Raw genomic sequence first — 12,202 nt, 5'->3', positions numbered from 1 at the left:
CGTGCGAACGGCTCGGCCGGCGTGACGGCGGGCCGGGCTGGTCTTCCCGGAAGGTCCGGCTCAGTCTTCGTAGAAGACGCGCTCCACGACCTGGCGGGCCCGGCGGGTGACCCGGCGGTAGTCGTCCACGAGGTCCTCGCTGCTGTCGGGCGGGTAGCCCAGGGCGCGGGAGATCAGCGCGCGCTCGCGCAGGTCGCCCGGGATGGAGTCGGCGGCGCGGCCCCGGACCAGGACGATGGCGTCGCGGATGCGCGAGGCGGACCGCCACGCCTGGGCGAGCGAGGACTCGTCCGCGGCCGTCAGCAGGCCCTCGGCGACCGCCGCGCGCAGCGTCTCCAGGGTCCGGGTGGTCCGCAGCGACGGCAGCCGTCCGGCGTGACGGAGCTGGATGAGCTGGGCCACCCACTCCACGTCGGACAGCCCGCCCGGGCCGAGCTTGGTGTGCAGGGCCGGGTCGGCTCCACGGGGCAGCCGTTCGGCCTCCATCCGCGCCTTCAGCTTCCTGATCTGCAGCACCGCCGCGTCGGGGATGCCGCCGGCCGGATAGCGCAGCGGGTCGGCCAGCGTGAGGAGGGCCGTGCCGAGCTCGGGATCGCCGGCGGAGAAGCGGGCGCGCAGCAGCGCCTGGGACTCCCACGGCGACGACCAGCGCCCGTAGTAGGCGGCGTAGGAGGCGAGCGTGCGCACCAGCGGCCCCTGGCGGCCCTCGGGGCGCAGGTCGGGGTCGATGAGCAGCGGCGGGTCGGGGGCGGGCAGGGACAGCAGGCGGCGCAGCTCGTTGGCCACCGCGAAGGCGGCGTCGGTGGCCTCCCTCTCCGGGACCCCCGGGAGCGGCCCGTGCACGAACATCACGTCGGCGTCGCTGCCGTAGGAGCATTCGAACCCGCCCAGGCGGCCCATCGCGATCACCGCGAACCTCGTGCCCAGGGGGACGCGCCGCTCCATCTCGACCTTGCTGATCGCGGCGTCCAGCGCGGCCTGGACCGTCGTGTCGTTGAGCGTGGACAGCGCCTGGCCGACCTTCTCGATGTCGATGTGCCCGGTGAGGTCGGCCACCGCCGTGCGGAACAGCTCCCTGCGCCGCAGCCCGCGCACCGCGGCCACCGCGCTCTCGGCCTCCGTGGGGTGGCGGCCGACCGTGGCCCGCGCCTCGGCCAGCAGCGCCTCGGCGGGCCGGGGGGCCAGCTCCGCGTCCGAGCCGAGCATCGCCACCGCGTCGGGGGCGTGCAGCAGCAGGCCGGTGACGTAGCGGCTGGTCCCCAGCAGCCGGGCCAGCCGCGAGGCCACCGCGGTCTCGTCGCGCAGCAGCCGTAGGTACCACGGGGTGGCGCCGAGCTTGTCGGAGATCTGGCGGAAGCCGAGCAGGCCGCCGTCGGGGTCGGGGGCGTCGGCGAACCAGCCGAGCATGACGGGCAGCAGGGTCCGCTGGATCGCCGCGCGGCGCGAGACGCCGCTGGTCAGCGCGCCGATGTGGCGCAACGCCCCGGCCGGGTCGGTGTAGCCGAGCGCCTCCAGGCGGGCCTGCGCGGCGGCGGCCGACAGCCGGGTCTCCGACTCCGGCAGGCGGGCCACGGCCTGCAGCAGCGGCCGGTAGAAGAGCTTCTCGTGCAGGCGCCTGGCCTCCATCGCGTGCCGCTTCCACCGGGTGGTGAACTCTCCCACCGGGTCGCTGGTCATGCCCAGGCTCCGGCCGATCCGCCGCAGGTCGGCGGCGCCCTCGGGCACCACGTGGGTACGGCGGAGCCGGTGCAGCTGGATCAGGTGCTCGACCCGGCGCAGGAAGGTGTACGCCTCGGCGAGGGCCTTGGCGTCGTCTCTGCCGACGTAGCCGCCCCGGGACAGGGCGGCCAGGGCGGAGAGCGTGGCACGGCGGCGCAGCAGCGGGTCCAGCCGGCCGTGGACGAGCTGGAGCAGCTGGACGGCGAACTCGATGTCGCGCAGGCCGCCCGGTCCGAGCTTGAGCTGGCGTTCGGCCCCGTCCCCGCGGACGTGCTCCTCGACCCGGCGGCGCATGGCCTGCACGTCCTCGACGAACCTGTCGCGGGTGGCGGCCTGCCAGACCATCTCGTTCATCGCCGAGACGTACTGCTCGCCGAGCTCGGAGTCGCCCGCCACCGGGCGGGCCTTCAGCAGCGCCTGGAACTCCCACGTCTTGGCCCAGCGCCGGTAGTAGGCCTGGTGGCTGGCCAGGGTGCGGACCAGCGGGCCGGCCTTGCCCTCGGGGCGCAGCGCGGCGTCCACCTCCCACAGCGACCCCTCGGGGGTGCTGGCCGAGCAGGCGCGCATCATGCCCTGGGCCAGGCGGGTGGCGAGCCGGAGGGCCTGGGTCTCGTCGACGCCCTCGCGCGGCTCGGCCACGAAGACGACGTCGACGTCGCTGATGTAGTTGAGCTCGCGCGCCCCGCACTTGCCCATGCCGATGACGGCCAGCCGTACCGAGCCGGGCTCGGCGTGCTCGGCGCGGGCGACGGCGAGCCCCGCCTCCAGCGCGGCCCCGGCCAGGTCGGACAGCTCGGCGGTGACCTCGGTGAGCGAGACCACGCCGGTGACGTCCCGGGCGGCCAGCCGGAGCAGGCGTCCCCGGTAGGCCGCCCGGAGCGCCACCAGGGTGGCGGTGCCCGCGTCCGCGGCCCGCGGCTCGGGGTCGTCGGGCTCGGCCCCGACCGCGGCCAGCAGCTCGGCGCGGAGCTCCTGCGCGCTCGGGCGCCGTACGGCCTGCACCCCGCCGAGGAGGCCCCAGTGCTCGGGATGCTTGACCACGTGGTCGCCGAGCGCGGAGCTGACGCCGAAGACGCCGAGCAGCCGGGCCCGCAGGCCGGCGTCGGCGCGGAGCGCTCCGAGGACGCCCGGGTCCTGCTCGGCCAGCCGGCTCAGCGAGGTGAGCGCCAGGTCGGGATCCGCCGCGGCGACCAGGGACTCCAGCAGCCCGAGGTCGCCGACCGCCTCGGGTCCCAGCCCGTCGAGCAGCCGCTCGGCCCTGGCCCCGTCGGCGAAGCCGATCCTGGCCAGCCTCCCGGCGGTCGTCTGCATGCGGGGCACGGCGCTCACCGACCCTCCGTCGTCGTCGATCGCAAGCACGGGCGGCCCCTTCCCCGATCCCTACCCCGACATCCCTACCCCGGCGGATCGAAAGGCGCGCGTCTGCCCGCGGTCACGCTCGCCTCCGGCCCCCACCGGATCGTACGAGGGCGGCGAACCGCTCGGCGAGCTGCCGCCAGGTGCCGGCCAGGCGCTCCTCGGCCTCCTTCACCTGCGTGTTGAGCTCCTCGACCGAGTAACCCTGGGCGGTCAGGTGATCGGCGGAGCCGCCGGTCCAGCCGGTGAAGATCTCGGCGGTCGCCTCGGGGTGGAACTGCACCGCCCACGCCCGCTCCCCCAGCCGGTAGGCCTGGTCGGGGTAGGGGTCGCCGGTGGCCAGCCGTACGGCGCCCTCGGGGAGGCGGGTCATCGCGTCTCGGTGGTACTGGACGGCCGGGGCGGGGCCGAGCCCGGCGAACAGCGGGTCGGCGCCGGCCTCCGGGAGCGGGACGACCTGTCGCGCGCCCACCTCCAGCCCGTGCTCGCCCCGTTCGACGGCGCCGCCGCAGGCGAGCGTCATGAGCTGGGCGCCCAGGCAGATCCCCAGGGTCGGCACGCCGCCCTCGACCGAGACGCGGATCAGGTCGCGGGTGGCGGGCAGCCAGGGGAAGCGCCCGTCCTCCCAGGCCGCCGCCTCGCCACCGAGCACGATCAGCCCGTCGGCGGCCCGCTCGGGCACCGCCTCGCCCAGATAGGGCCGGACCACCTCGCAGCCGGCCCCGGCCGCGGCCAGCCACCCGGCGAAGAATCCCAGGCCGGCGTCTGCTTCGTGCTCGATGACGGTAATCCTCATGCGGCAATTATCGGCCTTCGGTAGTACAGGACCCATATCAATCCATAGTGCACGCCTCTGATGGATATAACCGAAAGGAGGTGATTATCCGGACATTGACCTCGGCTGAGGGCACCCGCCACCATGAAGGCGGTGCCAGGCGATCGGCCGGCCGTGCGTACGGCCGCGCTCGACGAGCGGCGCGGGACCGCGACCGGCGAGACGCGACCGCCGCCCGGCGCGTGATCCGTCCCGCCGACCCTGAGGAGAACCCCTTGAGCCCTGTCTTCGGCGATGTCGAGGTCCCCGGCGGACGGCTGCGCGTCGCCCGGTTCGGCACCGGGCCACGCCTGATCGTGGCCGTGCACGGCATCACCGCCTCGCTCATGGCCTGGAGCGGGGTCGCCCGGCGGCTGCCCGCCGAGTGGTCGCTGGTCGCGATGGACCTGCGGGGCCGGGGCCACAGCGCCGAGCTGCCCGGGCCGTACGGCCTGCGGCGGCACGCCGAGGACGTCAACCTGGTCGCCCGCTCCGTGGGCGCGGAGTCCGACATCGTGCTCACCGGCCACTCGATGGGCGCCTACGTCGCCGCGCTCGCCGCGGCCGACCGCGACTACGCCAAGGTCGTGCTGGTCGACGGGGGGCTCCCGCTGCCCCTGCCGACGGGCCTGGACCCCGACGAGGTCCTGTCGGCCACGCTCGGCCCGGCCATCGCCCGGCTCAGCCAGACCTTCCCGAGCACCGACGCCTACGTCGGCTTCTTCAAGGCGCACCCGGCCTTCGCCGGCAACTGGAACGACCTGGTGGAGGAGTACGTCCGCTACGACGCGGCCGGCCCCGAGGGGGCGGTGCGCTCACGGGCGCAGCAGGAGCCGGTCCGCCAGGACGGCCGGTGGCTGCTCACCGAGAGCGAGGCGATCGGCGCCGCGCTGCACGCGCTGAAGCCGCCGCTGTCACTGCTGCGGGCCCCACGCGGGCTGCTGGACCAGCCCGTCGGCATGATCCCCGACGAGCTGGCCGCCGTCTGGACCGGCCGGTTGCCCGCTCTGGAGGACGAGCTGGTCGAGGACTGCAACCACTACACGATCCTGATGGAGGACCGCTGCGCCGCGCTGGTCGCCGACCGCCTGGTCCGGTGACCGGCGGCGCCGCGGCGTGACCTGCCCGGCCCGCGTCTCCCCCGCGGGCCGGCCTCTCACCCGGCGGGCACGCGCCGGGCGGCGACCCGTCCGGCGTCCGGCCAGCGGACCTCCCAGACCCAGCCGAGCCGCTCGAACAGCCAGATCAGCCGGGCGCTCGGATCGATCTGGCCGCGGAGCACCCCGTGCCTGGCGCAGGTGGGGTCGGCGTGGTGCAGGTTGTGCCACGCCTCCCCCAGCGAGACCAGCGCCAGCCACCGCACGTTGCGGGAGCGGTCCCTGACCGCGAACTCCTCCTTGCCGAAGGTGTGGCAGATCGAGTTGATCGACCAGGTCACGTGGTGCAGGACGAAGACGCGCACGGGTCCGCCCCAGAAACAGGCGGTGAGCGCGGCCTGCCAGGAACCGCCCCACAGGCCGCCGGCCAGCGCGGGCAGACCGAGCGAGAGCAGCACGACCGGCACGTAGGTCAGGTTGTGCGACAGGAACCTGATGGGCCGGTCGGCGAGCAGGTCGGGGCAGAAGCGCCGCCTGGAGGTGCGCTCGGGGCTGAACAGCCAGCCGACGTGGGCGTGGGAGAGCCCCCTGGCCAGCCCGGCGAAGCCGGGACCGAACCGCCAGGGCGAGTGCGGGTCGCCCTCCTTGTCGGCGTACTTGTGGTGGCGCCGGTGATCGGCCACCCAGCGGATCACCGGCCCCTGCAGCGACATACCCCCGGCGACGGCCATGAGCACCCGCAGCCACGTCCTGGCCTGGAAGGAGCGGTGGGTGAAGTGCCGGTGGTAGCCGACGGTGACGCCGAACCCGGTGACGAGATACATCGCCACGGCGATGATCACGTCCCGCCATCCCAGCCCCCATCCCCAGGCGAACGGGACTGCGGCCAGCACGGCGAGGAAGGGCACGACGACGAACAGGACGATCAGCAAGCGCTCGAACCACGGCACGGGCGCGGCGGCGAGGTCCGGCGGCACGGCGGAAGGGGAGGCCATGCCCGCCGAACCTAATCGCCCGCCGTGCCGGAAACTGCACCCCGGGAGGCGATTTATCCGGTGGAAGTTGTCACCCGGGTCAGCAGGTCGCCCGGTAGGGCACCTCCGGGGAGAGGTATCTGCGCCAGCCGTCCGGGGGGAGACCGCCGCCCGCGCGCCGGCAGACGGCCGCCGACAGCGCGCCGGGCCCCAGCGGCCGCTCCACGATCGCCCCGTCCCAGCCGATGACGCGCAGCGACCGGCCGCCCGGGGTGAAGGCCAGGTCCATCACCCCGGAGACGCCGAGGTCGGCCAGGCCGAAGCCCTGCCCGGTGCCGGCGTCCCACAGGCGCACGGAATCACCCGTGGTGGCCAGCAGGCTCCCGTCGGGAGAGAACACCACCCTGCCGACCTCGGACACGTGGGCGTCGGCGACCGGTCCCCGCGGCGTCCCGCTCGCCGCGTCCCACAGCCGGACCCGCCCCTGACCGTCGCCCACGGCCAGGGACCCGCCGCGGGGGGCGAAGGCGGCCGCGGTGGCCCCCTCCATCCCGGGGACGTCCCGTGCCGCGCCGTCGGCGAGGCTCAGCAGCCCGTTGCGCGTGCCGCCGTACGCCAGGCGGTCACCGCCCGGCCCGAAGGCGACGACCTGGGCGTCGACGCCCAGCGGGCGGCCCGGGCGACCGGAGGCGACGTCCCAGATCCGCACCGCGTTCCGGCCGCCCTCCGTCCCCGCGACCGCCAGGCGGCGGCCGTCCGGGGTGAACGCGAGGCCGTAAGTCCCCCCGGCCTCCCATCTCAGCTCCCTGACCCGTCTCATCGTGGTGAGGTCCCACAGCGTGACGGCCGGGACGTCGCCGGGTCCGATGGCGAGGGTCCGCCCGTCGGGGCTGAAGGCCAGGGCGTTCTTCTGGTAGCCCTCCTGCTCCGGGCCGGGCACCTCGATACGGCGCAGCCGGCGCCGGCCCGCCACGTCCCACAGTTCGACGGCCCGCTCCCCCTCGACCCGGCGCTGCACGGCGACGAGATCGCCGCCGGGGCGGAAGGCCGCTCCGAGCAGCAGGCCGCCGTCCACCGGGCGCCCGCCGGCGAAGGTGGCGACGTCCAGGGAGACCACCCGGCCGGCGGGGTCGGCGTAGCGCACCGTCCGCCCGTCGGCGGTGAAGCGCAGGTTCTCGGAGTCGGGCACGGCCATCCCGCGCCGGAGCACGGACAGGCCGCCGGCCACCCGTATGACCTCCAGCCCGTAGGGGCCGAGCACGGCGGCGAGCCGGCCGTCCGGGCTGAGCACCACGTTCCCGTCGACCGTGGTGTCCACGCTCCGCGCGATCAGCCGGCCGGTCCGCGGGTTCCAGAACGACGTGCTGCCGCCGCCGTTGAGCGCCAGGACCCTCCCGTCCCGGCTGACGGCCACGTCGGTGACGGCGTGGCCGGCCGCCGGGACCGGCATCCGCCTGCCGGTGCGCAGGTCCCAGAGGTGGACCGGGCCACCGCCCTGCACGGTGGTGGCCGCGTAGCGGTCGTCTCCCCCGATCTCGACCTGGTACAGGCCGGGGGTCTCGGGCACCCTGAGCACGACCCGGCCGGTCGCCACCTCGCGGATCACGTGTTCCGTCTTCGAGGAGGAGACCAGCACCTTCCCCGCCGGACCGAGCCGGGCCGAGTCCCCGGCGGCCCCGAACGCGCCCGGCAGCCGGGCGCCCGCGGCCAGATCCCACAGGGTCACCCCCTTCGGGGTGTCGACGGCGGCGTGACGGGCGGAGGCGGACACGCCCAGGGCGCCGAGGCCGGGGGTCTCGATCGTCCGCAGCCGCCTCCCGGTGACGGCGTCCCACACCCGGATGGCGTCCTTGCCCACGCCGACCAGGGTCGCGCCGCCGGGGCCCAGGGCGTACCGCGCGCCGGGCTCGGGGGGATCCAGCGCCCCCACATCCTGCTGCACCAGCGAGCTGAACAGCGCCGCACGCGTCTCGCGGACGTCGGACAGCCGCCAGGCGGCCACGCTGAGCCGCATGGCCGTGACCGGGTCGCCCTGCCGGAGGTCGTCGGCGTAGGCCGCCAGGCGGCGCGCCTCCGCCTGCTCGAGCGAGCGGGCCAGCTCCATCCGCCGGCTCTCGGCGAGCGCGACCGCGACCAGGGTCACGGCGAGCAGCCCCGCGAGGACGCCGGTCACCGCGCGGCGGGTGCGGGCCCGCCGCCGGGTCAGGGCGGCGGCCGCGGCGAGGAACTCCGTCTCGGTGTCGTTGAGCTTCAGGTGACGGCGCCCGGTGGCGGCCCACTGCATGGCCTGCTCCAGGGGCGGCCCGTGGAACAGGTCGGTGTCCCGGTGGCCGCGCCGGTCCCAGCGCCGGGCGGCCTCGCGCAGCTCGGCGTGGACGCCCAGCCCCGGGCGTTCGACCTCGACCCACTCCCGCAGCCGGGGCCAGGCCGGCAGCAGTCCCGGCCGGGTGATCCGCACGTCCTTCGGGGACACGCCGAGCAGTCCCGCCTCGGACAGCACGGCGATCACCCCCTCGGCCCCGGGGCCGAACTCGCCGCGGTCGGCGCTGCGGACGCCGTGCCCGTCGGCGCTGACCAGGCGGAGCAGGACCTCGGGGACCTGCCGCTGCTCCTGCGGGCTCAGCCGGGCGAACACCTCCTCGGCGAGCCGTCCCAGCGTCGGGGCGCCCTCGGGCCCGGCCGGGCGCAGGTCGGCGGCGACCCGCACGCCCTCGTCGAGGGTGGCGTGCCCGAGCAGCCCGAGCAGCAGGTCACCGGCCGCGGGCCGGCCGTCCGGCTCCTTGGCGAGCGCGGCGAACACCAGTCCGCGCAGCGGCTCGGGCAGCACGGACACGTCGGGCTCGCTGGTGAGCACGCGGTACATGGCGGCGCCGGCCGACTGCGCGTCGAAGGGGTCATGCCCGGTGGCGGCGTAGAGCACGACCGCGCCCCAGGCGAAGACGTCGGCGGCCGGGCCCGCCCGGCCGCCGTTGAGCGCCTCGGGCGCCATGTACTTCGGCGTGCCTATCATGGCGCCGGTCGCGCTCAGCGTCATCTCCTCGGTCCGCGCGATACCGAAGTCGATCACTCTGGGGCCGTCCGGGCCGAGCAGCACGTTGTCGGGTTTGAGGTCGCGGTGGACCACCCCGGCGGCGTGCACGGCGGTCAGCGCGGTGGCCACCGCGACGGCGAGCCGGTGCACCGCGTCCTGGCCCAGCGGGCCGGAGTCCTGTACGGCCTGGCGCAGGCTGGGGCCGGCGACGAACTCGCTGACGATGTACGGGCGGTCGGCCTCCAGATCGGCACCGATGATCCGGGCGGTGCAGAAGGAGGCCACCCGGGTCGCGGCCGTCACCTCCTTCGCGAGGCGGGCCCTGACCTGCCCGTTGCCCGCAGCGCCGGGGTGCAGGGCCTTGATCGCGACCCGTCCGCCGGCCCCGTCGTAGGCCTCGTACACCACTCCCTGGCCGCCCACGCCGAGACGCCCCGCGAGCAGGTAGCCCCCGATCCGCTGCGGGTCGTCGGGGGCCAACGGCTGTGATTCCATGTGGGATCAGACGCCGGAGAGATCGTTCTGGTTCGGCCCGGGAGCCGACCGGCGGCGCCCGGCCTCCAGGGGGTCACGGGCGGCCCGCCGTCCCGGCCCCGGGGCGGGGTCAGGCGGGGTGATCCGGACGGGTCAGGCGGGGATGATCCAGACGGCCTTGGCGGCGGCCACCAGGGTGCCGTCCACCTCGTAGACGGCACTCTCGCCGAAGAGCTTGCGGCCCTCCCGGCCGGTGGCGCGGCCCACCACGGAGTAGGTGCCGCCGGGGTAGACCCGGCGGTGGACCTGCGCGGTCAGCCGGCCGAGCAGGGCCGACTCGCCGGGCCCGAAGTGGGCCCAGCCGGTGACGCAGTCGAGCGCGGCCCAGATGATCGAGTCGGGGACGGCCCCGTCCTCGTCGGTGACGGTCATCGGCACCCGCCAGCCGGCGGCGACCACGTCGGTGCCGGACACCGGGCCGGGGAAGATCCGCAGGCCGTCGCCGGGGTCGCGCATGCCGCAGGCGAAGCAGCCGGGGAAGGCGTGGCCGGTGAGCCCGGCGAAACCGCTCTCGGCGAGGGCCGCCTTGTTGAAGGGGACGAAGGCCGGGGCGTCGAGCTGCTCGGCGACCGGGATGGCCTCGACGAGGAGGGTGTCGCCGTGGGTGAGGGTGGCGGTGTTGGCCAGGTGGCGCACGGCCAGCTCGGTCTCCAGCGGCGTGGGGGCGTGCAGCGTGACCTCGACGGCCGAGTCGTGCCGGGCGCCGTGCAACGCCTCGGTGACCGTGCCCGCGATCCATCCGCCGTTCGCGGTGCCCTCAGGCCCGCGGAAACGCGCCGGAACGGTCAACACGGTCTGCAGCTCGGCAGCCGTCGTCATGCCGCACCTCCTATTGCCTTATATGGCTATTGATCCTCAAAAATCACTCTAAACAGACCGACCGATTTTACCGGAGTCGTTGCGTACACAGCGAACCAGGGGTCGGTGGTCCCGGGCAGCCGGGACCCGGGCGGCATGCCGTCCGGCGTGCGCTCACGGTGGAGGACCCGCCCCGTGGGCGGCGGCCGCACGAGCGCGCCGCCGGCCGTCCCGGACGGAGCGCCGGCGCGCACGGCGCAGAGCATACTCCCGGGAAACTCTCCGCTGCCTGTGTTTGATCGGATATCTCGTACGGCCCGCCGCCGGCCCGGAGCGGATGAGACGGCCCGGGGTCAACGATCCTTCACCGTTGGCCCCGCGCCCTCAGACTGCGAGAATCTTCCGCTGGTCTTACAGCACCGGCAGGTAGCGGCCGAGCTCGAACTCGGTGACCTGGCGGCGGTATTCGCGCCACTCGGTCCGCTTGTTGCGCAGGAAGTAGTCGAAGACGTGCTCGCCGAGGGTCTCGGCGACCAGCTCGCTGCGCTCCATGACCGCGATCGCCTCATCCAGCGACTGGGGCAGCGGCTGGATGCCCAGCGCGCGGCGCTCGACCGAGGTCAGCGCCCAGACGTCGTCCTCGGCGCCGGGGGGCATCTCGTAGCCCTGCTCGATGCCCCTCAGGCCCGCGGCCAGGATCACCGCGAAGGCCAGGTAGGGGTTGCAGGCCGAGTCGAGCGAGCGGAACTCGATGCGGGTCGAGCCGCTCTTGTGCGGCTTGTACATCGGCACCCGGACCAGGGCCGAGCGGTTGTTGTGGCCCCAGGAGATGTAGCTCGGGGCCTCGCCTCCGGCCCCGGCGATCGCCTCGGCGCCGCCCCACAGGCGCTTGTAGGAGTTGACCCACTGGTTGCAGACCGCGGTGATCTCGGCGGCGTGCGCGAGCAGGCCGCCGATGAAGGAACGGCCGACCTTGGACAGCTGGTAGTCGGCGCCGGGCTCGTAGAAGGCGTTGCGGTCGCCCTCGAACAGCGACATGTGGGTGTGCATGCCGGAGCCGGGGTATTCGGTGAAGGGCTTGGGCATGAAGCTCGCCCAGATGCCCTGCTCCAGCGCGACCTCCTTCATGACCAGCCGGAAGGTCATGATGTTGTCGGCGGTGGTGAGCGCGTCGGCGTAGCGCAGGTCGATCTCCTGCTGGCCGGGGCCGCCCTCGTGGTGGCTGTATTCGACCGAGATGCCCATCGACTCCAGCATCATGATCGCGTTGCGCCGGAAGTCGTGGCCGGAGCTGTGCGGGGTGTGGTCGAAATAGCCGCCGTCGTCGATCGGCTCGGGGCGCGCGCCGCGCTCGGGCCGGTTCTTCAGCAGGAAGAACTCGACCTCGGGGTGGGTGTAGAAGCTGAAGCCCATGTCGGAGGCCTTGGCCAGGGTGCGCTTGAGCACCCAGCGCGGGTCGGCGTGCGAGGGCGAGCCGTCCGGCATGAGTATGTCGCAGAACATCCGGGCCGCGCCCGGCGTCTCGCTGCGCCAGGGCAGGATCTGGAACGTCGACGGGTCGGGCTTGGCCAGCATGTCCGACTCGTAGACGCGGGCGAAGCCCTCGATGGCCGAGCCGTCGAAGCCGATGCCCTCGGCGAAGGCCCCTTCGAGCTCCGCGGGGGCGATCGCCACCGACTTGAGGAAGCCGAGGACGTCGGTGAACCACAGCCGGATGAACCGGATGTCGCGCTCCTCGAGGGTGCGGAGAACGAACTCCTGCTGGCGGTCCAAAACTCTCTCCTTCATCGCCGACTCCGACGTGGTGCGACACGCCTGGTCTTCTACCAGTCTGCCCGCTCCGTGTTTCGCACACGTTACGAGCAACGGCGGTGAGATG

7 protein-coding genes are annotated in these 12,202 nt (G+C 74.4%); 1 reads left to right on the top strand and 6 read right to left on the bottom strand.

Features of this window, described 5'->3' with window-relative positions; genetic code table 11:
- Positions 1-60: 60 nt before the first annotated feature.
- Both ACZ6R6_RS21470 and ACZ6R6_RS21465 read right to left on the bottom strand, forming a co-directional pair.
- On the bottom strand, positions 61-3,030 hold the full coding sequence (locus ACZ6R6_RS21470) for a bifunctional [glutamine synthetase] adenylyltransferase/[glutamine synthetase]-adenylyl-L-tyrosine phosphorylase (protein WP_470095882.1): 2,970 nt from the start codon (positions 3,028-3,030) through the stop codon (positions 61-63).
- 121 nt (positions 3,031-3,151) lie between these two features.
- Positions 3,152-3,871 carry a type 1 glutamine amidotransferase gene (locus ACZ6R6_RS21465; RefSeq protein ID WP_470095791.1) on the bottom strand — a complete coding sequence of 240 codons (720 nt, stop codon included), beginning with the start codon at positions 3,869-3,871 and terminating at the stop codon, positions 3,152-3,154.
- A gap of 254 nt (positions 3,872-4,125) precedes the next feature.
- On the opposite strand from ACZ6R6_RS21465, the gene ACZ6R6_RS21460 reads away from it, so the two are divergent.
- Positions 4,126-4,989, top strand: a complete 864-nt coding sequence (locus tag ACZ6R6_RS21460; RefSeq protein WP_470095789.1) for an alpha/beta hydrolase — start codon at positions 4,126-4,128, stop codon at positions 4,987-4,989.
- A 56-nt stretch (positions 4,990-5,045) separates the two neighbouring features.
- Here the strand turns inward: ACZ6R6_RS21460 and ACZ6R6_RS21455 are convergent, their stop codons facing one another.
- The 4 genes from ACZ6R6_RS21455 to ACZ6R6_RS21440 all read right to left on the bottom strand — a co-directional run bounded on the left by ACZ6R6_RS21455 (position 5,046) and on the right by ACZ6R6_RS21440 (position 12,096).
- Entirely contained in the window at positions 5,046-5,981 is a 936-nt protein-coding gene (locus tag ACZ6R6_RS21455) for an acyl-CoA desaturase (protein ID WP_470095787.1), read from the bottom strand.
- Positions 5,982-6,060: 79 nt separating this feature from the next.
- Entirely contained in the window at positions 6,061-9,486 is a 3,426-nt protein-coding gene (locus tag ACZ6R6_RS21450; protein WP_470095785.1) for a serine/threonine-protein kinase, read from the bottom strand.
- A 132-nt stretch (positions 9,487-9,618) separates the two neighbouring features.
- Entirely contained in the window at positions 9,619-10,344 is a 726-nt protein-coding gene (locus ACZ6R6_RS21445) for a hypothetical protein (RefSeq protein ID WP_470095783.1), read from the bottom strand.
- A gap of 390 nt (positions 10,345-10,734) precedes the next feature.
- Positions 10,735-12,096 carry a glutamine synthetase family protein gene (locus ACZ6R6_RS21440; protein WP_470095880.1) on the bottom strand — a complete coding sequence of 454 codons (1,362 nt, stop codon included), beginning with the start codon at positions 12,094-12,096 and terminating at the stop codon, positions 10,735-10,737.
- Positions 12,097-12,202: the final 106 nt, after the last annotated feature.

The organism is Streptosporangium sp. NPDC048886 (assembly GCF_055586905.1).
This window is presented reverse-complemented; position numbering and strand designations above follow the sequence as displayed.

What these genes read in the sequence shown, in the direction of transcription:
- ACZ6R6_RS21470 (WP_470095882.1), bottom strand. Translation starts at nt 3,030, where the DNA reads ATGCAGACGACCGCCGGGAGGCTGGCCAGGATCGGCTTCGCCGACGGG.
- ACZ6R6_RS21465 (WP_470095791.1), bottom strand. Translation starts at nt 3,871, where the DNA reads ATGAGGATTACCGTCATCGAGCACGAAGCAGACGCCGGCCTGGGATTC.
- ACZ6R6_RS21455 (WP_470095787.1), bottom strand. Translation starts at nt 5,981, where the DNA reads ATGGCCTCCCCTTCCGCCGTGCCGCCGGACCTCGCCGCCGCGCCCGTG.
- ACZ6R6_RS21450 (WP_470095785.1), bottom strand. Translation starts at nt 9,486, where the DNA reads ATGGAATCACAGCCGTTGGCCCCCGACGACCCGCAGCGGATCGGGGGC.
- ACZ6R6_RS21445 (WP_470095783.1), bottom strand. Translation starts at nt 10,344, where the DNA reads ATGACGACGGCTGCCGAGCTGCAGACCGTGTTGACCGTTCCGGCGCGT.